General features: G+C 42.2%; 22 protein-coding genes. 9 read left to right on the top strand and 13 right to left on the bottom strand.

Annotated features, from left to right (window positions below):
* Window positions 1-135: 135 nt before the first annotated feature.
* The 4 genes from fadE to purM all read right to left on the bottom strand — a co-directional run bounded on the left by fadE (window position 136) and on the right by purM (window position 5,168).
* A complete protein-coding gene (gene fadE, locus GPLA_RS13915; protein WP_007105566.1) occupies window positions 136-2,598 on the bottom strand; it encodes an acyl-CoA dehydrogenase FadE in 2,463 nt (820 codons plus the stop codon).
* Window positions 2,599-2,798: 200 nt separating this feature from the next.
* Window positions 2,799-3,524: a DUF3108 domain-containing protein gene (locus GPLA_RS13910; RefSeq protein WP_040514853.1), complete on the bottom strand. Its 726-nt coding sequence runs from the start codon at window positions 3,522-3,524 to the stop codon at window positions 2,799-2,801.
* Entirely contained in the window at window positions 3,484-4,134 is a 651-nt protein-coding gene (gene purN, locus GPLA_RS13905; protein WP_085948384.1) for a phosphoribosylglycinamide formyltransferase, read from the bottom strand. Before purN ends, GPLA_RS13910 begins: the two co-directional genes overlap by 41 nt.
* On the bottom strand, window positions 4,131-5,168 hold the full coding sequence (gene purM, locus GPLA_RS13900; RefSeq protein ID WP_007105563.1) for a phosphoribosylformylglycinamidine cyclo-ligase: 1,038 nt from the start codon (window positions 5,166-5,168) through the stop codon (window positions 4,131-4,133). Before purM ends, purN begins: the two co-directional genes overlap by 4 nt.
* Before the next feature lie 186 nt (window positions 5,169-5,354).
* Between purM and GPLA_RS13895 the strand changes: the two genes are divergently transcribed.
* Together GPLA_RS13895 and hda are read left to right on the top strand one after the other, a co-directional pair.
* Window positions 5,355-6,443 carry a DUF2066 domain-containing protein gene (locus GPLA_RS13895; protein ID WP_007105562.1) on the top strand — a complete coding sequence of 363 codons (1,089 nt, stop codon included), beginning with the start codon at window positions 5,355-5,357 and terminating at the stop codon, window positions 6,441-6,443.
* Complete coding sequence (hda, locus tag GPLA_RS13890) at window positions 6,443-7,153, top strand: DnaA regulatory inactivator Hda (RefSeq protein WP_007105561.1); 711 nt, start codon at window positions 6,443-6,445, stop codon at window positions 7,151-7,153. The genes GPLA_RS13895 and hda overlap by 1 nt, the downstream gene beginning before the upstream one ends.
* Window positions 7,154-7,250: 97 nt before the next feature.
* Here hda and GPLA_RS13885 read toward each other — a convergent pair whose 3' ends face one another.
* The 3 genes from GPLA_RS13885 to arsC are packed head-to-tail and all read right to left on the bottom strand — an operon-like array spanning window position 7,251 to window position 8,664.
* On the bottom strand, window positions 7,251-7,679 hold the full coding sequence (locus GPLA_RS13885) for a DUF2069 domain-containing protein (RefSeq protein ID WP_007105560.1): 429 nt from the start codon (window positions 7,677-7,679) through the stop codon (window positions 7,251-7,253).
* A 20-nt stretch (window positions 7,680-7,699) separates the two neighbouring features.
* The gene (gene wrbA, locus GPLA_RS13880; protein WP_007105559.1) at window positions 7,700-8,296 is read right to left on the bottom strand and encodes an NAD(P)H:quinone oxidoreductase; all 597 of its coding nucleotides are present in this window, start codon (window positions 8,294-8,296) and stop codon (window positions 7,700-7,702) included.
* Window positions 8,293-8,664, bottom strand: coding sequence for an arsenate reductase (glutaredoxin) (gene arsC / locus GPLA_RS13875; RefSeq protein WP_040514851.1), 372 nt, complete (start codon window positions 8,662-8,664; stop codon window positions 8,293-8,295). Before arsC ends, wrbA begins: the two co-directional genes overlap by 4 nt.
* Before the next feature lie 79 nt (window positions 8,665-8,743).
* Here arsC and GPLA_RS13870 point away from each other — a divergent pair, with 79 nt between their 5' ends.
* Complete coding sequence (locus GPLA_RS13870; protein ID WP_007105557.1) at window positions 8,744-9,214, top strand: TlpA family protein disulfide reductase; 471 nt, start codon at window positions 8,744-8,746, stop codon at window positions 9,212-9,214.
* Here GPLA_RS13870 and bepA read toward each other — a convergent pair.
* Entirely contained in the window at window positions 9,200-10,666 is a 1,467-nt protein-coding gene (gene bepA, locus GPLA_RS13865) for a beta-barrel assembly-enhancing protease (protein WP_007105556.1), read from the bottom strand. The genes GPLA_RS13870 and bepA overlap by 15 nt on opposite strands.
* Before the next feature lie 375 nt (window positions 10,667-11,041).
* On the opposite strand from bepA, the gene GPLA_RS13860 reads away from it, so the two are divergent.
* Window positions 11,042-12,121: an AI-2E family transporter gene (locus GPLA_RS13860; protein WP_040514849.1), complete on the top strand. Its 1,080-nt coding sequence runs from the start codon at window positions 11,042-11,044 to the stop codon at window positions 12,119-12,121.
* A 61-nt stretch (window positions 12,122-12,182) separates the two neighbouring features.
* Here the strand turns inward: GPLA_RS13860 and bcp are convergent, their stop codons facing one another.
* Entirely contained in the window at window positions 12,183-12,647 is a 465-nt protein-coding gene (bcp, locus tag GPLA_RS13855) for a thioredoxin-dependent thiol peroxidase (RefSeq protein WP_007105554.1), read from the bottom strand.
* Window positions 12,648-12,698: 51 nt separating this feature from the next.
* A complete protein-coding gene (locus GPLA_RS13850) occupies window positions 12,699-13,226 on the bottom strand; it encodes a glycine cleavage system protein R (protein WP_007105553.1) in 528 nt (175 codons plus the stop codon).
* A gap of 161 nt (window positions 13,227-13,387) precedes the next feature.
* On the opposite strand from GPLA_RS13850, the gene dapA reads away from it, so the two are divergent.
* The 4 genes from dapA to asnB all read left to right on the top strand — a co-directional run bounded on the left by dapA (window position 13,388) and on the right by asnB (window position 18,671).
* Window positions 13,388-14,269: a 4-hydroxy-tetrahydrodipicolinate synthase gene (gene dapA, locus GPLA_RS13845; RefSeq protein WP_007105552.1), complete on the top strand. Its 882-nt coding sequence runs from the start codon at window positions 13,388-13,390 to the stop codon at window positions 14,267-14,269.
* 10 nt (window positions 14,270-14,279) lie between these two features.
* A complete protein-coding gene (gene bamC / locus GPLA_RS13840; RefSeq protein WP_007105551.1) occupies window positions 14,280-15,386 on the top strand; it encodes an outer membrane protein assembly factor BamC in 1,107 nt (368 codons plus the stop codon).
* An 80-nt stretch (window positions 15,387-15,466) separates the two neighbouring features.
* Window positions 15,467-16,570, top strand: a complete 1,104-nt coding sequence (locus tag GPLA_RS13835) for a phosphoribosylaminoimidazolesuccinocarboxamide synthase (RefSeq protein WP_007105550.1) — start codon at window positions 15,467-15,469, stop codon at window positions 16,568-16,570.
* A gap of 211 nt (window positions 16,571-16,781) precedes the next feature.
* Window positions 16,782-18,671 carry an asparagine synthase (glutamine-hydrolyzing) gene (gene asnB, locus GPLA_RS13830; protein ID WP_007105549.1) on the top strand — a complete coding sequence of 630 codons (1,890 nt, stop codon included), beginning with the start codon at window positions 16,782-16,784 and terminating at the stop codon, window positions 18,669-18,671.
* Window positions 18,672-18,682: 11 nt separating this feature from the next.
* Here asnB and yfaE read toward each other — a convergent pair whose 3' ends face one another.
* Both yfaE and nrdB read right to left on the bottom strand, forming a co-directional pair.
* Entirely contained in the window at window positions 18,683-18,952 is a 270-nt protein-coding gene (gene yfaE, locus GPLA_RS13825) for a class I ribonucleotide reductase maintenance protein YfaE (RefSeq protein WP_007105548.1), read from the bottom strand.
* On the bottom strand, window positions 18,952-20,082 hold the full coding sequence (nrdB, locus tag GPLA_RS13820) for a class Ia ribonucleoside-diphosphate reductase subunit beta (protein ID WP_007105547.1): 1,131 nt from the start codon (window positions 20,080-20,082) through the stop codon (window positions 18,952-18,954). Before nrdB ends, yfaE begins: the two co-directional genes overlap by 1 nt.
* Window positions 20,083-20,630: 548 nt before the next feature.
* Here nrdB and GPLA_RS13815 point away from each other — a divergent pair.
* A complete protein-coding gene (locus GPLA_RS13815) occupies window positions 20,631-21,779 on the top strand; it encodes a sensor domain-containing diguanylate cyclase (RefSeq protein ID WP_007105546.1) in 1,149 nt (382 codons plus the stop codon).
* 24 nt (window positions 21,780-21,803) lie between these two features.
* On the opposite strand, the gene GPLA_RS13810 is transcribed toward GPLA_RS13815, so the two are convergent.
* On the bottom strand, window positions 21,804-22,020 hold a 217-nt coding region (locus GPLA_RS13810; RefSeq protein WP_040514847.1), incomplete at its 5' end, for a universal stress protein.

The raw sequence follows: 22,020 nt of genomic DNA, 5'->3' as shown, positions 1-22,020 counted from the left end.
TGGCCTTTTGGCCTGCTAATTAAGCCTCGGCTTACGTTTATTGAATTTTAAGCTGAATGACGGACATAAAAAAACCGCTTACTTAAGAAGCGGTTTTGAATTACGTGCGATAACGCTGATTAACTATATTTGGCGCTATGCGGCCTCTGTTGATTTAGTGCGACGTTTCGCTTTTGTAGCCTGTGTATTCGCAATGAGCTCTTTAGGATCGAAATCATCCACGTTGATGGTACGCAAACGGCCTGCTTCAGTGCGCTTAAGTAGCTCAGCTTCTTGTTCAGTAATAACCCCTAGCTCTATGCCTTTATCAGCAATAATATCAAGCTGAGTGAACGGATAACGTTCTTTCGCAGCTTTGCAGATTTTATCGAACACGGGCTCGCTGGCGAGCACATCTTTCAATGTTTGCTCTAAGTCACCCATTAGGCAGTCTTTATCACCAAAATGTTGACCTTCACCAAGGCGACTACGTGAACCGTTGTGGCTTTGTAAGATTGAAGCAATTTCATGCTCTACCTTATCTGAAGGACGACGATATGAACGGCCGAAAGGCATGATTATTCCTTTTAGTACCACCCCTAATACGCTTGATGGGAAGTTTTCAAACAACTCAATTAACGCGGTTTCTAGTTTGAAAAGCGAGTCTTGCATTGCCCAATGTACCAGAGGTAAGTCTTCTTTTAAGCGGCCTTGATCATCATAGCGCTTCAGTACAGCAGACGCTAAATAGATATAGCTTAAAACATCACCTAAGCGTGCAGAGATACGCTCACGACGTTTCAATTCACCGCCTAGGACAGCCATCGACACATCAGACAATAAGGCTAAGTTACTGCTAAAGCGTTGCAGTGAACGATAATAACCTGCTGTTTCATCATCAAATGGTGCACCGGCTAAGCGTGCGCCAGTAAACGAGAACCAGATGCTTCTAAACGTATTACTGATAGCGAAGCCAATGTGGCCAAATACAGCATCGTCAAAATCATTTAGACCTTGCTCTTTATCTTCATTACTCGCCGCATAAAGTTCTTTTAATACGAATGGATGGCTACGCATCGCGCCTTGACCGTAAATCATCATATTACGGGTGAGGATATTGGCGCCTTCTACGGTAATTGCGATAGGGGCTCCTTGATAACCACGACCCAAGTAGTTATTTGGCCCAAGCATGACGCCTTTACCACCGTGTACGTCCATTGCATTGTTAACCAATTCACGCATTTTTTCGGTTAAATGGTATTTACAAATAGCGGATACGACTGAAGGCTTCTCACCCAAATCAACCGCTTTTGTTGTGAGGCTTGTAATTGCGTCCATGAGGTAGGCATTACCACCGATGCTGGCAAGCATTTCTTCGACACCTTCCATTTTACCCACAGGCATTTTGAACTGACGGCGAATACGTGCATAAGCCCCGGTAGCCAAAGCGATACTTTTGGCGCCGCCAGCTGAGGTTGATGGTAGGGTAATACAACGTCCTACTGACAAACACTCTACTAGCATACGCCAGCCTTGGCCGGCCATCTCCACACCACCGATTATGTAATCAAGGGGTACGAATATGTCGGTACCACGGATAGGGCCGTTTTGAAAAGGTACGTTGAGTGGGAAGTGACGGTTGCCAATTTCCATGCCTTTGGTATCGCGAGGTAACAATGCACAGGTAATACCTATGTCTTTTTTGTCACCTACTAAGCCGTCTGGATCGTACATTTTAAACGCTAAACCGACGACTGTCGCAACAGGCGCTAATGTAATGTAGCGTTTATCGAACGTTAAGCGTAAACCAATGACTTTTTTACCTTCCCATTCGCCTTTACATACGATCCCGCTGTCCGGCAATGAGCCAGCATCGGAACCTGCTTCAGGACCTGTTAATGCAAAACAAGGAATTTCTTCACCTGTTGCTAAGCGCGGAAGATAGTGATCTTGTTGTTCCTTAGTACCATAGTGTTGCAATAACTCCCCCGGACCCAATGAGTTTGGCACACCCACTGTGGTGGATAAAACCGCACTTACACCTGATAATTTTTGCAAGACTCGAGACTGAGCGTAGGCAGAAAATTCTAGACCGCCATATTGCTTCTTGATAATCATTGCGAAGAATTTATTGTCTTTGAGAAATTGCCAAACTTCGGGTGTCAGGTCGGCATCTTTGTGGGTAATGTCCCAATCGTTAACCATTTGACATACTTGGGTCACGGGCCCATCAAGAAATTCGCGTTCTTCGGCAGTTAAACGCGCTTGCGGAATACTATGTAAGGCTTGCCAGTTAGGATTGCCGCTGAAAATTTCACCGTCCCACCAAACCGTGCCGGCATCGATTGCATCGCGTTCGGTGCTAGACATTTCAGGCATAATTTTTTTGTAGGTGTCTAACATAGGCGCGGTCAGATACTTTTTGCGCAATGATTCAACATTCAGCGGGATGGCGATGATTAAAAATACCAACCAAGCGATACCACCGACAGGTCCAAATAGACTGCCTAAAAACATGGCGATAGCCACAGCTATGGTGGCGTTCATCAATTTCATTCTAAAGTAACTCGCTGTCCCGAGGGTCGCGATAATGATAAGTGTCCATAATAACGTTTGCATAAAGACTCCTAAGTAGAGGTCAGACCAGGTTGTCAGGGTAGTATTTTGCCGAAGCAATATCAAGTAATAGCTTACTAAAATTAAGTGTATACCATTAATTTTTTAATTAATGGTTAATTATCTAAAAGGGTTATTAGGCTATAGAGGGGATTCTAAAGATATATGCAGTAGTCCGATGAGACTACTGCATAGTGAGGGTTTTACTGTGTTAACGTAAAGGTTTTAAGTTGTATATCACCTTGTTCTTTATCATCTTTAAATTGTTGCAAACGCACCAATTGATAATTGAGTTGGGGTGAGAACCACGCGAACGTTTCACGGGTCGAATTATGACGTACAATTTCAACCTTTATTCCCTCAAGCATACCGTAGGGTAGGGTTAACTGCTCTGTGCCCATTACTTTTAGGTTATAATCCCGCTCTTGCCCTCGGTAATTAATAACATGATAGCTAAACTCTGTTTGCCCTAGGGCGAGTTTTTGCTGCATGTCTAGGCGATAAAGTTGATTATCAAATTGTTCGTCCCATTCGATACCTGGCTTGTTATCCACGAAAATTTTATCTTCATTAGGGTCAAAAACAATTTTAGTGCTTTTATTGCTGCCTGTTCCCGTGCGACTGAAACGGTAGTTTTTTGGTACAATTTTGTCGTCAATAAAAGCAAAGTCACTAATTTCCGTGCGCTTATCAGATAAGAAAAACAATGATACCTTGGAGTGGTATTCCATCCGGTAGGTATCATTTTCAATATTTTCTACACTGAGTAGCGCATACCCTAGTTTCTTGCCGTAACGATATGCGGTGTACTCCGCATCAAACGAAGGTAGGGCAGAGGCTTGAGCTACTGAGCCTGCCATGAAAATAAGGCCGGCTAACCAACGTATGCTAATCAGCTGCATAACCCGTGTTCGGCATTTCGTTTCCATCTAAATATGCCTTATTATTAAGCATTAGTAATCTTTTCTGGCAAAACCAACGGACGACTAATGGATACATTTGGCGCTCTTGTTCTTGCACTCTAGAGGCAAGCTGCAAGGCTGTTTCATCGGCAAAAACGGGCACTTTAGATTGCAATACAACTGGCCCGCCATCGAGCTCAGGGGTAACAAAGTGTACCGAAGCACCGTGCTCTTCATCCTTTGCATCTATCGCACGTTGATGCGTATCTAAGCCTTTGTACTTTGGCAACAAAGAAGGATGAATGTTCAACATCTTACCCGTAAATTGCTCAACAAACCAAGGAGTTAATATGCGCATGAATCCAGCTAAAACAACTAAGTCGGGAGAAAAACCTGCAATGACACTGTGTAACTGGGCGTCATACTCTTCCCGCGTTGTGAAGTCTTTATGATTGACGACTTGGTGTGGGATGTTAGCCTGAGCTGCGCGTTCTAGTCCGAAAACATTCGCTTTATTAGACACAACAGCGACTATTTCAGCCGCTATTTTTTGCTCCACAATGTCATCAATCAAGGCTTGGAGATTTGAGCCATTACCCGAAATCAATACAACGATTTTTGCATTAGATGACACTATTTAATCTCAACCTGATTACTGTCGTCACTGTTTTCTATATGGCCAATTTTCCAAACGTTTTCGCCTTGCTCTTGCAATATAGCAATGGCTTTGTCCGCTTTGTCGGCCTCTAACGCGATGATCATGCCAACGCCACAGTTAAATGTACGATACATCTCGTGGGTGGTGACATTACCTTGCTCTTGCAGCCAATTAAAAATGCTTGGCCATTGCCAACTCTGTTCATCGATCACCGCTTTGGTGCCTGCAGGTAATACTCGGGGAATATTTTCCCAAAAACCACCGCCTGTAATATGAGTAATCGCGTTTACCTGCACAGTTTCTAATAAGTTGAGAACAGATTTGACGTAGATGCGCGTAGGTTCGAGTAAATGCTCAGACAACGGTTTGCCGTCAAATACGTCTGAAGCCTCACAACCGGACACTTCTAATATTTTACGTACCAAGGAGTAACCATTTGAATGTGGGCCAGATGAGCCCAGTGCGATAAGAGCATCGCCTGATTTAACACGACTTCCGTCAATTACGTCAGCGGCTTCAACAACACCTACGCAAAATCCGGCAACATCATAGTCATTACCATGATACATACCTGGCATTTCAGCGGTTTCGCCGCCAATCAATGCACAACCAGATAGTTCACACCCTTTGCCGATACCGGTTACGACTTTTGCCGCTGTATCTATATCAAGTTTACCTGTTGCGTAGTAGTCCAAGAAAAAAAGCGGCTCAGCGCCTTGAACAATCAGATCATTTACACACATGGCGACTAAATCGATACCAATGCCGTCGTGTTGTTCTAAATCCATGGCTAAACGTAATTTGGTGCCTACACCGTCCGTGCCAGAAACAAGCAAAGGCTCACGGTACTTGCTTGGAAGCGAGCATAGTGCGCCGAAACCACCTAAACCTCCTTTGACTTCAGGGCGATGTGTTTTCTTGCTTACTGATTTGATTCTTTCAACAAGTTCATTGCCCGCATCTATGTCGACACCTGCATCTTTATAGCTTAAGGAGGGTTTATTATCGGTCACGTAATTACCTATTTTAGGGTGAGGGTCCAAAAATGAGCGCAGATTTTACCAGTTCAGAATGGCAAAAGGTACAGAAAATCTGCTCAATTTCGTTCTTAGGGAAATAAGGTAGGGTGAAACAAATGGTGAAATTTGTACGTAAATCAATGACAATAGGGCCTTTATATTTCGGAGTTAAGTTGAGAAATGATCAAAGCTGTCGCTATTTTAGCTAGATTGCACCTGATGTTATGGTTGTCATTATGGTGTTCGGGTAGTGCTCATGCGGGTGTAATCGATGGATTATACAGTGCAAAAGTTGAAGTTAGCGATCAATCAACGGGTACTCAGAATAAAGCGATACGCCAAGGACTCGAAGACGTTTTCGTTAAAGTCAGCGGCAGTTCATCCCTATTAAGGGATCCGAAAATCAGCCAACAACTTAAACAAGCAAAAAGTTACCTGCGTACTTATCGTTTCGAACAAACACCTGAACAACTTTATTTATCAGTTAATTTCGACCAGGAAAAAGTCGATAAGCAATTACGCAATTCAGGTTACCGTATCTGGGATAAACGCCGCCCAGAGAGTATTTTATGGTTAGCGATTAAAGAGCCCCAAGGGGGGCGAGAGTTGATATCTGAAAGTAGTCACCAAGGGCTACTTATTCGTGCGCAGGAGACTGCCACGCGCCGAGGTATTGAAGTCGTTCAGCCTTTGTTAGATCTAGACGATATGCAAAGTATCAGTATTTATGATGTATGGGGGGGATTTGTGCACCAATTAGCTCAGGCCAGTCGCCGTTACGCAGTCGAGAATGTTTTGTCTGCGCGTGTCTACTCAGTTGAAAACCCAGACGCAAAAACACGTACCGAGCTTCAGTGGCAAGCTGATTGGACCTTATTAGAGGCCGGAAATACCACTTCAGGTACGGTGACCGGCGAGGACCAAGAACAAACCGTAATCGCACTAATTAATAGTTTGGCAGATAACCTAGCGACTAAGTATGCAATCGATTTTAGCCGCTTGGATCCTAACGCTCAACGTACAGTGGTGAGTATTAAAAACCTTACTAATTTGCGGCAATACGGAGAAATTGTTAAATTTTTTAATGGTTTGAGTGTAGTTAATTCGGCAAACTTGGTCAGTCAAACAGGGCAAGTTGCTCAGTTCGAACTAAGTTTATTAGGTGATGTAGATAATTTAATAGATGCAATGGCATTAGATAATCGACTTTCTCCAGTGAACCGCTTTGAAGTGGATAGGCAAAACCTGGAGTATTTCTGGAAACTATAATGACCAAGCAATTGTCTTTAGCAGTAAACCTAGGCGATACAGAAACCTTCGATAGTTTCATTGTCGGAGAAAATTCGCACTTGGTTCATCGCCTCAAAAGTCTGCTAAATCAGACCCTGAATAAAGAGAACCAGCCCTGGCTAACGTTTGTCAGTGGTGAATACGGAGTAGGTAAGAGCCATTTACTTTATTCCTTATGCCATAAAGCGCAATCTGCAAACGTCAGTGCGGTTTATTTTAGTTTTAAAGATAAGCAGCAATATTCTCCTGAAGTACTCGATGGTTTAGAGCATAGTCAGCTTATATGTTTAGACGACGTCGATGCGCTTAAAGACTCCCAAACATGGCAAATTGCCGTATTTGATTTATTGAATCGAGTGAAAGAGTTAGGAATTAGCCACGTGGTGGCGTGTGCAAATGGCGGTCCTACGTCTTTAGAGTTGCAACTTGCGGATCTCGCTTCTCGTTTTGCCTGGGGCGTCAGTTTTACTCTCGCCAGTTTAAGTGATGAAGGGCGCTGCGTAGCGTTGCTCACTCGTGCTAAGCAGCGTGGGTTAGTTATGCCTGAGAAAGTGGCTGTTTATTTGGTAAACCATTGGCAACGGGATATGCCGTCTTTGATGAATACGTTAAACAAACTGGATGAGATGTCGTTACAACAACAAAGAAAGTTGACGATCCCATTTGTAAAAGAAGCGCTGGGGCTTTAGTCCCGCATTGAAAATTGGTTGAAACAGGTATTTCAACCAAATATGGGGTGCATCAATCATCATATGCTCAACGGCACCATGGCGCATAAATGATCGCTTACTTATCTTGTTTTAGAGACTCAAAAGCTTGTTTTTCTTCAAGTAATTCCTCTTTGAGTTTACGAATGCCGGTGCCAAGCTCCCTTCCTCTCAAACGTGCATAAAAACTACAACCGCTAAACAAACCAACACATAACAGAATTTCGATGGCAGCATAGATACGCTCACCTTCAACTGCGTAAACAGCGGTTAAGCCGTGCAGCAAGTAATACATCACGATGAAGTTCGTCCAAGCATAGGTATAAGGCTTACCTGCCAGTAAGCCGCGTATGGGTAATAAAATGGGAATAATCCATAACAGTACCGTGAATAAGGTTGAAGTGTTCTTATCAATCGTAAGAAAAAAATGCCAAATAACTAACCATGTGATCAGTAAAAAATAGCTACTCAGGGCGAGGCGTTGGTAAAAACGAGTATTAAATTTCATAAAGTGTCCTGAGTTGATGGCTAATGGTTAGCCAGTTTTTGTGCGAGTGAGGCGAGACGTTGGCCTTGGGCAAAACACAATGCACGTTCGTCATCGCTGAGCTTTTCACTTTTATCGCCGTGAGCGTAATGCGTTGCACCGTAGGGACTACCGCCTGTCTTGGTGCTGTGTAGTTCTGGATGTGTATAGGGTAACCCCGCAATCACCATCCCGTGATGTAATAAGGGTAGCATCATGCTCAATAAGGTACTTTCTTGGCCGCCATGCATGCTGCCTGTAGAGGTGAAAACACCAGCAGGTTTATTCACTAAAGCGCCGGCTAACCATTCTCCGCTGGTAGTATCAATAAAAAATTTGAGGGCGCAGGCCATGTTACCAAAGCGTGTCGGGCTGCCCAAAGCCAAACCAGAACAAGCTTTTAAATCACTTTTTTGCACAAAAGGATCGCCACTTGTCGGCACACTGGGTTGAGTGTGGTCAATGCCGGTTGACACTTCAGGCACGGTGCGCAATTTTGCTTGCATACCCATTGACTCTACTCCTTGAGCAATACGGTTAGCCATCGCTTTGGTTGCCCCATTGCGGCTGTAATACAAAATTAAAATATGATTGCTCATAGCAGCTTTAATACATTTTCTGGCGGGCGCCCGATGACGGCCAAACTGTCAGCATTATCCAAAGAACCTTTTATGACGATAGGACGTTCGATTAGTTTTGGGGTTAAACGCATCACTTTAATCAATTCGTCTGGGGAAATATTATCGTTATCAATATTCAGTGCTTTGTATTCAGCTTCTTTTTTACGCATCAATGAGCGTGGATCCGCCATACCTAACATCAACAAGATTGCCTGTAGTTCCTGCTCGCTAGGGGGATTTTTCAAATATTCGATAACGGTGGGCTGTTGGTGGTTGTCATGCAAAAGTTGCAGTGTTTCCCGGCTCTTAGAACAACGCGGGTTATGTAATATCGTCAATTGTGACATGATTAGTTTCTACTGTGATCCATAGTGAATAGCGATATTCTATCGTTTAGCTCTCACAGGTAAAAGGGAAGGTAGGACAATGTTGCGTAAATTTTTGTATTTGGTGCTGATTGTGGCAGGACTGCTGGCTGGTGTGTTCGGTTATTCTGTTACTCGGGCTGATTTTACAACCGATGACGGTGCATCACATCAATGGCGAGAATACGAAGGCCAATGGGTAGTCGTGAATTATTTTGCTGAATGGTGTGCCCCATGTTTACGAGAAATTCCTGAGCTAAATGATTTCTATCAGAAAAATACGCCTGAAGTGCCGATGTTTGCCATTAGTTTTGATGATGTAAGTGAGGAAAAATTAGCACAATTAAAACGAGAATTTGCTATTAAATTTCCGCTGATCGCACAGCTTGAACAACCTCTGCCCATGACAAGACCAAATAGTTTACCCGCTACCTTTATCATTGGCCCGGACGGGACAGTGAAAAAACAGTTGTTAGGGGAGCAAAGCGCAGCATCGTTGCGCCGAGCTATTGATATATTAAAGACTCTCTAAACGAGTCTGATATTCACGAAATTGCTCTATACGGGCTCTGATCCGCTGTTTCTCAATGTTCTGTGCCCCCGCGTAATTATAGGCATGGTGCAGTTCATCGATAGCTCTTGGATAAGATGCTGCTAATGCATACACTTCCGCTTTAGTTTGATGCATTTCTAGCTTATTTTTACTTTCTGTGTACGCGTCAGTTAGTATTTGATGGGCTAACATATTGTCTGGTGCAATCAATAAATAGTCTTTTAAAATACGCACAGCCAAATCATATTGTTTATTTTTGACCAGCGCATTAGCCAAATTTAACGTAATAACCCTATTGCGCGGAGTTAGTGTGGCTTGGGCCGTGAGCTTTTCAATCGCATCTTCAGTGCGCCCAGTCGCCAATGCAATATCAGTATAGGTGTCTAAATAGAATAAATTACGTGGGTCATTTACCAGTAAATTGTCGATCAATTTCTGCGCTTTTTGATTTTCTTCGTTGGCTAAATAGGCTAGAGCCAAACCGTATTCAGAGGCCGCTTTAAATGCATAACTACCACGTTCAAGACTGGTTTCGAAATAATTGATGTTATATTCAGGGGTAGCATAATAGCGTGCAAGTATGCGGCTTTTTGCTAAATGAAAGCTCAGACTTTCTGGCACTTGATTACGTTGGTAACTGGCGGCACGGGTACGTGCATCCGCCACCCTTGATTCGGGCAATGGATGAGTCAACAAGAATGCAGGAGGTCTCGATGTCAGGCGATATTTCTCTACCAGTGTGCCAAAAAACTCGCCTGCAGCGTTAGGGTCGAATCCGGACTGGGCCAAAATACGGATACCAATGCTATCTGCTTCCTTTTCGTTTTGACGAGTGTAGTTTATTGATGCTTGGGCGGATGCCGCTGAACCGGCGCTAATCGCTGCAATACCAGCCTCAGGACTGGCAAGCGCAAGTAATATACCACCTAAGGCTGAGGCCAATTGTAGTGGTGATGATTTTTGCCTTGCTTCTATACTTCTTGCAATGTGTCTTTGGGTTACGTGACTGACTTCATGGGCAAGTACAGATGCCAGCTCGCTTTCGTTTTTGGCATTGTAAATAAGACCGGTGTGAACACCAACGTGGCCACCGAAAAAGGCAAATGCGTTGATTGCAGGGTTGTTGAGTAGAAAAAATTCAAACGGAAATTTAACATTGTCAGCTTGTGCGACTAAACGATTACCCAAGTCCTGAATATACTCATCCAACAAGGGATCGTTAATAATCGGCGCTTGGCCGCGTAATTGGCGCATCAACACATCACCAATTTGCATTTCTTTATCTAAACTGATGGCGCCCGAGGCGACAACACCAATTTCAGGTAAATCGTTCTTTTGATTGGCAGCATCTATTGAGGCGCTGGCAAATACTGCGAGTGATACGCCTAGGGCGATCAATGCTTTTCTACAAACCTGAGTTGTTTTAATCATTTCACCTATGTAATCAATTACGGCTTCGTTAGTAAGAAAGGCAATTGCCTGATTTAGTTCCGAAAAACTGATGATATCTCATTATATTGTGTTGATAACGTCGGACATCAAGTGTTTTATCCGTGACGTATTCTTCTATTATGCCGTGCTAATGACATCAAATGTGTGCTTTGTTCAAAATGTAATGGATAATTTTGCGTAAGGCGTTAAAAGTACAGCTAAGTTAACTAAAATCTTATCTTTCTTTAGTGGCACAATATAATATGTTGCGCGATGCAATGGACAGTCTATTTCTTCCCATTATTGATTAATATGCATCCAGAATAAATCCGTTAATAACGATACTAATAGAGTTTTACGAGGTACAGCAGTCATATGATAAGTGTGTTTGAAAGGTGGTATAAGCGCAAGTTCTCCGATCCCGATTCTGTAATGTTATTGATAATGCTTATAGTCGTGTCCCTTTTATTGGCTGTACTGGGGACGATTTTAATGCCAGTACTGGTGGCAGCTGTTATTGCTTACTTATTGGATTGGCCGGTAAGTCAGTTATCTCGGCTTGGCATGCGCAGAGGCTTTGCCTGTAGCCTAGTTATATTCGGTTTTTTAACTTTATGTATTGCGACTTTCATTGGCATTGTGCCTGTGGTTTCTCAACAGAGTATTAATTTGATCCGTGAAATGCCACAAATTTGGGGACAAGCTCAGGTATGGTTATTACATCTTCCTGAACAGTATCCAGATTTTGTGCATCTTGGGGACGTGCAAGATATGCTTGATGGCGTCAATGAGCGTGTGGTCAGCATGGGGGAGCAACTTCTTTCTGCTTCAGTCAGTTCGTTGGGCAGTCTGGCGTCTTTATTAATTTATTTAGTGCTTGTGCCCTTGATGGTGTTCTTCATGTTGAAAGACAAAGACCAATTGTTAGCGAATCTCTCACCACTTTTGCCTTCTCAACGTCGTTTAATTAAGCAGGTGGGCAGTGAAATGAATACCCAAATAGCTAATTATATCCGCGGCAAGGTCATTGAAATAGTGATAGTCGGTACTATCTCAGCGGTTACGTTTGCCTTGATGGACTTGCGCTATGCGTTATTACTCGGGGTATTGGTCGGTTTCTCCGTCCTCATACCTTATATTGGGGCAGCTGTGGTAACGATCCCAGTTGCAGTGGTCGCATTGTTTCAGTGGGGAATTACCCCAGATTTTTGGTATTTAATGATTGCTTATGGCGTGATTCAAGCCCTCGACGGTAATATATTAGTACCAGTACTCTTTTCTGAAGCGGTTAGTTTACACCCCGTTTATATCATCATCGCGGTGTTGTTCTTTGGCGGTTTATGGGGTTTTTGGGGGGTGTTTTTTGCCATACCTTTGGCCACGCTCGTAAAAGCCGTGAGTACCGCTTGGAAAGCGCCCTTGCAAGAGCAACTGCCAGACAAGTCATTTGAGTAATGTTCCGTTTGTATACTCTGCATTTGCGTGCAGAGTATACAAATAGGTGGTTAAATACGATTTACTGGGCGAGGTAATCTAATACAACTTGATGATGATCTTTGGTTTTGAACTTATCAAAGACATGTTCAATGACACCCTTTTCATTTATCAAGAAACTTATACGGTGAATACCATCGTATTCCTTGCCCATAAATTTCTTTAAACCCCATACACCAAACTGTTCAGCTACCACATGATCCTCATCAGATAGCAGGCTAAAATTGAGCTGCTCTTTGTCAATAAACTTAGGCAATCGCTTTACCGCATCGGGACTAACGCCTAACACGACCACATTCAATTTATCGAGTTCGCTCTTACTGTCTCGTAAATTCTGTGCCTGCACTGTACATCCTGGAGTCATGGCTTTCGGATAAAAATAGAGCAATATTTTTCTACCTGCAAAATCGCTTAAATTAACGGTCTCGCCGTTTTCGTTAGGCAGTGAAAATGCTGGTGCGTTGGCACCTGCGACAAGTCTGTTCATGGATATATGTCCTTTATGTGTAATGAAGTGAGTATGTAATCAAGGTGAAAATCAATTTTTTTGCTTGATAGCGCCATTCAAGTGCAAGGTAGAGAGTAATGAATGAAATTGGCATTCAAAATCGACTAGGTCAACATTGTGAGGCATACTGACCACCATCTTACATTTTACCTGGGCATCGTCATCTAGCGAAGTTTGTAAGGTTTTTAAGCGCAGTGCACTGACGGTAACGCAGAATGTTGAGAAAAATTGAGTGACTTCCTTGATGACACCTACAGCATCCGCACCTGAAAATTCCACATCAGCTAAATGCTCAAGGTTTTGTTTTGCATGGCGTTTAGTGCGCTTCAACATAGACAATAAATCGAGTTGTTGACAAGCAACCGGTATAGCCATTTCAACTCTTACAATGGCACTTTGTGTACCTTCCACAATCATCGTTAACGAAAAATCCTGGCCATACACGGCTTGCCTGCTGTCTAAAATATTGCAGCCTGCTTCACTTACCGCATCGGCGAGGGTGCTGAGCATCGCGGGTTTATTCGCGCCTAAAATGGTAATAATTAATTGTTGTTTCATGAAAATAATAAGCTTATTTGGAAAATTCTGACATGACTAACATACCTGAATTCCCCCTTGGATTTCCAGTTTCACATGTGGTTTTGCATTCTACGCATTCAATACTTGTTTTTACAACACAGGCTCTTTACCATTAGGCGCGAATTTTTTCTGGAGTAGGCATGTTTACTGGTAGTTACGTTGCATTAATCACCCCCATGAACCAATCTGGCGAGATAGATTATCCGTCGTTAAAAAGATTGGTCGATTTTCATATTGCTAATGGTAGTCACGGCTTGATAGCAGTGGGTACTACGGGTGAATCTGCCACCTTACCCTTTGATGAGCATATTGAAGTGGTAAGACGCATGGTTGAATTTGCCGATAAAAAAATTCCGGTTATTGCTGGAAGTGGCGCTAACTCGACGGCTGAAGCTATTTTCTTAAGTGAACAAATGTCAAGTACAGGCATAGACGGCTTTCTGAGCGTGGTGCCTTACTACAACAAACCGCAACAAAAAGGCATGGTGGCGCATTTTAAAGCCGTGGCGGACGCGACTGATTTACCTGTGCTGTTATATAACGTACCGAGTCGAACGGTAGCGGACATGCTACCTGATACCGTCGCTGAGCTTGCCACCCACCCTAAAATCGTTGGTTTGAAAGATGCGACAGGGGATATTGCGCGTCTAAAACAAACTCAAGCTCTAGTAGATAAAGACTTTTTGTTCTTAAGTGGTGATGATGCCACGGGGTGCGAATTCTTAACTGCTGGCGGTCATGGCGTTATTTCTGTTACGGCTAACGTAGTGCCTAAGCAAATGGCTCAAATGTGTGAAGCCGCGCAGGCAGGTGATTTTGCTAAAGCCAAAGAGATCGATAAACAGATAGCGGCACTGCATAGCGCACTATTTATTGAACCAAATCCAGTATTGCCCAAATGGGCTTTATATAAAATGGGGCTCATTCAATCTGCATTTTTGCGATTACCGCTAATTGAATCGGAACTTGATAGCCAAATTCATATCGAACAAGTCATGCGCAATTCGGGCGTATTATCTTAAAGGAGATTGCATGACAACTAAGTTTTTCATTGGCGGGGCTATCGCGATTAGCGTTTTAAGCGCTTGTAGTTCTTTAGAAGAGCGACAAATCGCCAGCGGTAATTTTGAATATACCAAGCAGCAACCCGGTAAGGATATTCAAGTACCCACCGATGTTGACCGCCCTAATTTTAGCCAAGCTTATAAGCTTCCTGCATTAGATGACGAGGCGCCACGTAGTTTTATTGGCAAGAAACTTAAGGTGGTATCACCCGCTTTGGTGTTGCCATTAGTCACGGGTTCGCATGTAGATGATGGCAGTAAAGATGCCAAAGTGTTCTTTGATCAAGTAGATGACAGCCAACCTCTGGACACCACAGTTTGGAATTCATTATTAAGTTACTTGGAAGAACAGGGAATTGGTATTGAGTTGTTTGATAAAGACAAACAACGCCTTGTAACTGATTGGGTTGTCGTGAAAGAGATATTAGACGACCATTGGTATAGTTGGACAAGTGTTGAGCGTGATACTAGCCAACGTTTTGAGTTCGATTTGGAAATGAAAGCCCATGGCCGCACAGCGACATTGAACGTGCACCTGGTGGATTATCAAGAAAAGCAGGGACAAAAAGTCGTCGCGGTTAAAACCGATGTTGATGCCCGCGCCAAAGAAGTCGATATTCTGAATAAAGTCATCGGTCATTACGAATATCAAATTCGTGTTGCTGACGCTAAGCGCTTACGCGAAATTCGCCGAGGAATGCAGCTTTCAATTGGTTTAGATGAAGAAGACGCCCCAGCGTTTATCATAGATAGTAACTATGACACTGCTTGGCCACGCGTTTTACTGGTCTTACGTAAGCTTGGTTTCGACGTGAAAGATTACGACAAATCCAACGGCTTATTGTTCGTAAAATACAATGGAACAGAAAGTGGTTGGTGGGATTCGTTGTGGTCCAGTGATGTCAATGCTTTGCCACTGGATAAACAAGAATATCGATTTAGAGTTGAAGAGGTCGGTGAAAAAACCTCGTTAACGGTGCTCGATAACGAAAGTAAGCCATTTACTCAAGAACAATTATCTGGCTTGTATGATGTTTTTGCCCGAGTGATGGCAGACGATAACTTAGATATTTAACCTAAATAGACTGTTTTGTAAGAGCACCGCAAGGGTGCTCTTTCATTTTCTAGACAACCCTTTTTTAAGGACAATCTTGTATGAGCTTCGCTGACAAAGTGCTTGCTGTGAATGACGACCTTCCTATTCGAACCAACTTACCGGTACACAGTGGCAAAGTGCGCTCTGTATATTGGTTAACGGAAGAAGACAGCCGTCGCCTAATCGAGCAACATAGCTATCCGGTGCCAAAAGATACGCCATTGGCGATTATGCTGATCAGTGATCGTATTTCAGCATTCGATTGTATTTGGCACGGTGAAGAGGGGATGCAAGGTGTGCCGGGTAAAGGCGCGGCGTTAAATGCGATATCTAATCACTGGTTTGGCCTATTTAAAGAACAAGGGTTAGCGGATAGCCATATTTTAGATATTCCTCATCCGTTGGTGTGGATAGTGCAAAAAGCACGTCCGATAATGATTGAAGCGATCTGCCGCCAATACATAACGGGTTCAATGTGGCGCGCCTATGAAAAAGGCGAGCGTGAATTCTGTGGTATTCGACTAGAAGACGGCTTAGGCAAAGACAGTAAATTAGCCAAGGTACTGATCACGCCATCGACCAAAGGCGTACTTAAGGGAATTGACGGTGTGCCAGAAGCGGATGATGTTAATGTATCGCGCAATGACATTCAAAATAACTATGCCGCTTTTAACTTCAATTCAATCGCCGACATCGATTTATATGAAAAATTGTTAAGTGATGGTTTTGGCGTCATCAGTAAAGCGTTAGCGGATATCGGTCAGATTTTTGTCGACACTAAATTTGAATTTGGTTATGTAAAAGACACAAACGGTGACGATAAGCTGATATACATGGATGAAGTCGGGACACCTGACTCGTCACGTATATGGGATGGAGCCCAGTATCAACAGGGTAAAATTGTCGAAAACTCAAAAGAAGGCTTTAGACAGTTATTACTCAATCGTTTTCCTGATGCTGATATTTTGCTTAATAAAGAACGTATGGATGAACGCACTGCATTAGCAAAAATGAATGCCTTGCCCGTGGATGTTTTGATGGATATATCGAAAACCTATACACAAATAGCGGAAAAAATTACCGGTCAGAAAATTGTGCTCAGTGATAATCCGAAAGCAGAAGTGATCGAAGTATTACGCAGCCATTACCAGCTTATTGATTAGTTTTTTCTCGACTCAATTCACTTTTCCAAAAGCCAGCGCTCTTGCTGGCTTTTTTATGTCCGATAGGTCTACTAGAAGTTGCATAATGATATATTGACTCCTAGAGAGCTATGGCGTCTAACAAGGGTGTCATTTTGTTACAGATGTGCTAGTTTTCTGCGCTCAAAATCTATATCTCGAATTTTACTTTTACAATAACGAGCCTTCATCTATGTGCGGTATCACCGGTCTTTTTCGCTTAAATGCATCTTCTACACTTTCTGACATCATCAAAAAAATGAATGCCACTCTGACCCATCGAGGACCTGATGATCATGGCGTGTGGACAAATGAACCTGGTATTGCACTTGGTCATACACGATTGGCGATACAAGATTTAAGTCACGATGGCCATCAACCAATGGACTCTGCCTGTGGACGTTATGTCATAGTGTTTAATGGTGAGGTGTACAACTTTGAAGAAATACGTAAAGCATTAACGCAAACGCGTTTTAGAGGGCACTCTGATACTGAAGTGGTGCTGTGCGCTATAGCTGAATTCGGTTTAGCTGAAGCGCTACGTAAATTTAATGGCATGTTTGCGTTAGCTTTGTGGGATAAGCATGAAAAGACGCTTTCATTGGCGCGTGATCGTGTGGGTAAAAAGCCGCTTTATTTCGGTCGAAATAGTGGATACTTTTGTTTTTCATCTGAGCTCAAAGCCCTAAAAGCCATTCCCGATTTTACCCCTGAATTAGATATGCAAGCGTTAGGTCAATACATGCGCTTTAATTATATTCCTGCACCTTATTCAATATACAAGGGTATATACAAACTGGAACCTGGTAGTTTTATTACCTTAGGGGTTGATGGACTAAATAATCAATCAGATTTGCTTGATCAGTGTCAGAAGTATTGGTCTGCACTGGACGTGGCAGCACATAATTTTAATCATCCCTTTGAAGGGTCGTTGGGCGATGCCCAGTTACATTTAACGGGCCTATTAGAAGACTCCACTCGATTACGAATGATATCGGATGTGCCATTTGGTGTATTGCTCTCCGGGGGCGTTGATTCGAGTATAGTCGCCGCTATGATGCAAAAGCAGTCCTCACGTCCCGTGAATAGCTTTTCTATCGGTTTTAGTAACAGCGATAAAGATGAAGCACATATAGCAAAAGATATCGCTGGGTACCTTGGTACCTCTCATAATGAGCTCTATGTCAATGGTCAAGATGCACTGGATTTAGTGCCGGATATTGCCCAATATTACGACGAGCCTTTTGCTGATTCGTCGCAAATACCGACTTTTATTGTGTCTAAATTAGCACGCAGTAAAGTAACCGTCGCCCTTAGTGGAGATGGCGGTGATGAATTATTTTATGGCTATAATCGCTATTTCAGAAACGTGAAAAATTGGCAGACTAGCCAAAAAATACCAGCTGCGCTAAAGCAGGCAGTATCTAGACAACTGTATAAGTTGGCCGGCAAGCAGAAGCTCGGATTAACGGCGAATAAATATGCGAACGAAATTGGCGCTATGACTGTACTCGATATGTATATGAGCCGTATTTGCAAATGGGTCGCGCCTGAAAGCTTAATGCTTAACCCCCATGTACCGATTCAGCATAAACTGCAACAGGTGAGTGCATTATCTTTGCCTCATCCGGAGCAATACCTAATGTTATATGACTACCTTACTTATCTATGTGATGACATTTTAGTTAAGACCGATCGCGCGAGTATGGCTAACAGTTTGGAATTGAGAAGTCCGTTATTGGATTATCGTATTACCGAGTTTGCCTGGTCGTTACCCATGTCTATGAAATTTCAAAACAATAAAGGAAAACATATCCTTAGGCAGGTTTTAGATGCGCATATTCCCAACTCATTGACGAATCATCCTAAACACGGTTTTGGTGCACCGGTACGTGACTGGTTAAATGGTCCGTTGAATGATTGGGCAGAAGATTTATTAGCGAAAGACAAGCTTGAGCAACAGGGGATTTTTGACAGCGAAAAGGTCTCTACCTTATGGCATGACTTTAAATATAAAAAGAAAAAATATCACACTCAGCTATGGAATATGTTGATGTTTCAATCTTGGTATCAGAGCCAATAAAACGGGCGTGGTTAGGCTTTTATTTTTATGTCGCCTACCGGCTTACAGCAGCAAGCCAGAATTTCACCGTCATCGATGTAGGCGAGGGGATCAAGTAAATACTCCACATCGCCGGCAATAAGCTCGGTACGACACGCGCCACAGAAACCTTCTTTGCAGTGATATTCTTTAGGGATGTTATTTGTCAGTAGACAATCGAGGAGATTGTTGTGAGCAAACGATATCGTTTGCTCACTGGGGGTGTCTGAGTTGTGTTCAACAACCGTGACTTTTTTGCACACTATAGCTCGAACTCGTCGAAGTCGTTGCTGCCCACCTCAGAGTCAATTTGCCCCACAAGATAAGAGCTGATCTCAGATTCTTGTGGCGCAACCTGTACATTGTCTGAATTTAAATAATTATTCATCCAAGGTAGAGGGTTGTTTTTAATATCAAACGGTTGTCCTAAACCAATAGCAGACATTCTATGGTTAGCGATGAACTCTACGTACTGACATAAGATATCTTTGTTCAAGCCAATCATTGAACCATTTTGGAACAAATACTCAGCCCATTCTTTTTCTTGGGCGACGGCATCAAGGAAAATATCCCGTGCTTGGTCTTTAAATTCGAGTGCAATTTCAGCCATTTCTGGATCATCTTTACCTTTAGCCCACAAATTCAGAATATGCTGGGTTGAGGTTAAATGTAGGTTTTCATCACGTGAAATTAAGCGAATTATTTTTGAATTACCTTCCATCAACTCTCGCTCTGCGAACGCAAACGTACAGGCAAATGACACATAAAAACGAATGGCTTCTAATGCGTTAACTGAGTTCATACATAAGAAAAGTTTAATTTTCAGGGTACGCATGGTTACCACATGTTCTTCACCGTTTATGGTGTGTGTGCCTTCCCCTAAGGTCTGCCAAAGTTGGGTGTAAAAAATCAAATCATCGTAGTATTTTGAGATATCTGCCGCACGCTTTTTAATTTGCTCGTTTTCTACAATGTCAGAAAAAATGCTACTTGGATCACCAAATAGGTTACGCAAAATATGGGTGTAAGAACGTGAATGAATGGTTTCAAAGAATGACCACGTCTCAGTCCATGTCTCAAGCTCAGGGATTGAAATAATCGGCAAAAATGCAATATTTGGACTACGGCCTTGTATTGAATCTAACAAGGTTTGGTATTTCAAATTGGAGATGAAAATGTGTTTTTCAGATTCACTCAGTTTTTGAAAATCAACCCGATCCTTACTTACATCGACCTCTTCAGGTCGCCAAAAAAAGCTAATTTGCTTTTCGATCAATTTTTCAAAAATATTGTGCTTTTGTTGATCATAACGGGCGACGTTGACCGGATTGCCAAAGAACATAGGTTCCAGCAAAGGATCGTTATTTTTTTGATTAAAGGTAGTGTATTTCATGGATGCTAGATGGCCGTTTTGAATTGAATTTGCCCTTTTGTTGTGCACAAAAGGGCTCTGAAACACTTATATTTTATTATGTCGTGTGATTTTTAGTATCACTGAGTGGGTGGGTCGATTGTGACCCTGTTATTTCTTGCACTCATAACAAACATAACAAATTTCCTCAAATTCTATTGTATCAGTATAAATAAGTATCAACTAAAAGGCCATCTAAATTAGCTTTGCCGCCTTGTTTTTTGCTAGTTCACTTAACGATCTTGATACTATTATATTTTTCCCTTTCAGGCTGTTTTAAGCATATATAAATTCAAGGATATTGGTAGCTAATGCGAATTGAAATGCCCATTAGATAAATACATAGCAGGAGACTGTTTAAAGTAAGTGATATCAGATTCCAACGTGGTTATAATTTGCTCAGAAATGTCTGAGAAAGACAAATTTACTTAGCATCGCTATTTATATCGCGCATAAGTCAGTTTATTGGCGCTAAAACTGGCTCGACTCATGCTACTAAGTATTAGAGACAAGAAAAACAGGACAAAAACGTGACTAAGGATAATGAACTTAAAATTGATGAAATACCCTTACCATGTGGTTTGGTTCGCGATGGAACTCTTTTTAAGAACGCTCTACTTGCTAGCTTTCCCAGCGAAACTCAAAACCACTTTGGGGAATTGGCTAGTAACTTTCTTAGAAATAGCAAAATACTCAATAAAATCATCGATTTTAAGAATGAATCTCTTCAGGGTAAAATTTATTTTAACCAAATAAAAGACACTGATAAATCCCAGACTGTTGTATTCTGTGTTCATGTTTTTGAATCACTCCAAGATGCTCCAATCGACAATATCGTCTTCGATCACAGTGGCGAAGCCATGATGCTTACGGATAAGGATGACGATATAGTCAAGGTAAATACATCTTTCAACACTGTTTTTGGCTATTCGGAATCTGATATTTTAATGAAAAACCCATCTTTCCTTCGTGATGGTTTAAACCAAGACGCGATAATCAAAAAAGGTTTTAATAAAGTAAACAACAAAGGGCATTGGAGCGGGGAGGTTGCCGTTAGAAAAGCCTCAGGTGAAATCATTCATACTTGGCATTCGACATCTGCAATTAAGCGAAACGATACAATACAGGGATATATCACCATATTCTCTGACATCAGTACTCACATTGATGAAATTGAGAAAGTACGCTTTCTTGCATATCACGACTATTTAACTGCACTGCCAAATAGAATGCTTTTGGAAGATAGGTTTGAGCAATTAAAACGTCAGCTAAATCGCAACAAACACAATCAACAAAACACATTCAACATACTATTTTTTGACTTGAACAATTTTAAGAGCATAAATGATACATATGGCCATGCTTTTGGTGATAAGACTCTGATATCGTTTGCTAAAGCACTACATGAATCAATAAGGGAAGAAGATACCGCCTCTAGAATTAGTGGTGATGAGTTTGTTTTATTACTGGAACAACAGGAACAGTCGTTCGATAGCGACGACTTTTTTAAGCGACTTGGAGAGAATTTATTATTTCAGCTTGAAAAAAATGGTTGTCCCGTAGAATTAGATTACAGTTATGGACTGGCAAAATACCCAGACGATGGCGATACACTGAAATCTCTCTTGCATGTAGCGGATAATCGTATGTATGAGATGAAAAAGCAGCCGAAACAATAAGCTCGGCCGCTAGGGATGAGTTACTTAGCGCAAAACAATCATGGGAATTGCAGTATGCTCAATCATTTTAAGCGTGTTACTGCCCAAAAATACACTCGCTAATTTAGAGTGGGAAAAAGCGCCCATCACGAGCATATCAACACCACTGTTTTCTTTGTACTTCATTAAAGCATCAAAGATTTGTCCCTCTAACAAACTGCCTTCAACCTCGAAGCCTTTTTCAGTTAACAAACCTTTAGTT

The sequence above is a fragment of the Paraglaciecola polaris LMG 21857 genome, assembly GCF_000315055.1.
Taxonomy (GTDB): domain Bacteria; phylum Pseudomonadota; class Gammaproteobacteria; order Enterobacterales; family Alteromonadaceae; genus Paraglaciecola; species Paraglaciecola polaris.
This window is presented reverse-complemented; position numbering and strand designations above follow the sequence as displayed.

Coding starts and splice junctions, on each gene's coding strand:
- GPLA_RS13885 (WP_007105560.1), bottom strand. CDS start 7,679: ATGAAATTTAATACTCGTTTTTACCAACGCCTCGCCCTGAGTAGCTAT.
- bepA (WP_007105556.1), bottom strand. CDS start 10,666: ATGATTAAAACAACTCAGGTTTGTAGAAAAGCATTGATCGCCCTAGGC.
- GPLA_RS13910 (WP_040514853.1), bottom strand. CDS start 3,524: ATGGAAACGAAATGCCGAACACGGGTTATGCAGCTGATTAGCATACGT.
- GPLA_RS13835 (WP_007105550.1), top strand. CDS start 15,467: ATGAGCTTCGCTGACAAAGTGCTTGCTGTGAATGACGACCTTCCTATT.
- arsC (WP_040514851.1), bottom strand. CDS start 8,664: ATGTCACAATTGACGATATTACATAACCCGCGTTGTTCTAAGAGCCGG.
- dapA (WP_007105552.1), top strand. CDS start 13,388: ATGTTTACTGGTAGTTACGTTGCATTAATCACCCCCATGAACCAATCT.
- nrdB (WP_007105547.1), bottom strand. CDS start 20,082: ATGAAATACACTACCTTTAATCAAAAAAATAACGATCCTTTGCTGGAA.
- GPLA_RS13860 (WP_040514849.1), top strand. CDS start 11,042: ATGATAAGTGTGTTTGAAAGGTGGTATAAGCGCAAGTTCTCCGATCCC.
- hda (WP_007105561.1), top strand. CDS start 6,443: ATGACCAAGCAATTGTCTTTAGCAGTAAACCTAGGCGATACAGAAACC.
- fadE (WP_007105566.1), bottom strand. CDS start 2,598: ATGCAAACGTTATTATGGACACTTATCATTATCGCGACCCTCGGGACA.
- asnB (WP_007105549.1), top strand. CDS start 16,782: ATGTGCGGTATCACCGGTCTTTTTCGCTTAAATGCATCTTCTACACTT.
- wrbA (WP_007105559.1), bottom strand. CDS start 8,296: ATGAGCAATCATATTTTAATTTTGTATTACAGCCGCAATGGGGCAACC.
- bamC (WP_007105551.1), top strand. CDS start 14,280: ATGACAACTAAGTTTTTCATTGGCGGGGCTATCGCGATTAGCGTTTTA.
- GPLA_RS13895 (WP_007105562.1), top strand. CDS start 5,355: ATGATCAAAGCTGTCGCTATTTTAGCTAGATTGCACCTGATGTTATGG.
- GPLA_RS13870 (WP_007105557.1), top strand. CDS start 8,744: ATGTTGCGTAAATTTTTGTATTTGGTGCTGATTGTGGCAGGACTGCTG.
- bcp (WP_007105554.1), bottom strand. CDS start 12,647: ATGAACAGACTTGTCGCAGGTGCCAACGCACCAGCATTTTCACTGCCT.
- GPLA_RS13850 (WP_007105553.1), bottom strand. CDS start 13,226: ATGAAACAACAATTAATTATTACCATTTTAGGCGCGAATAAACCCGCG.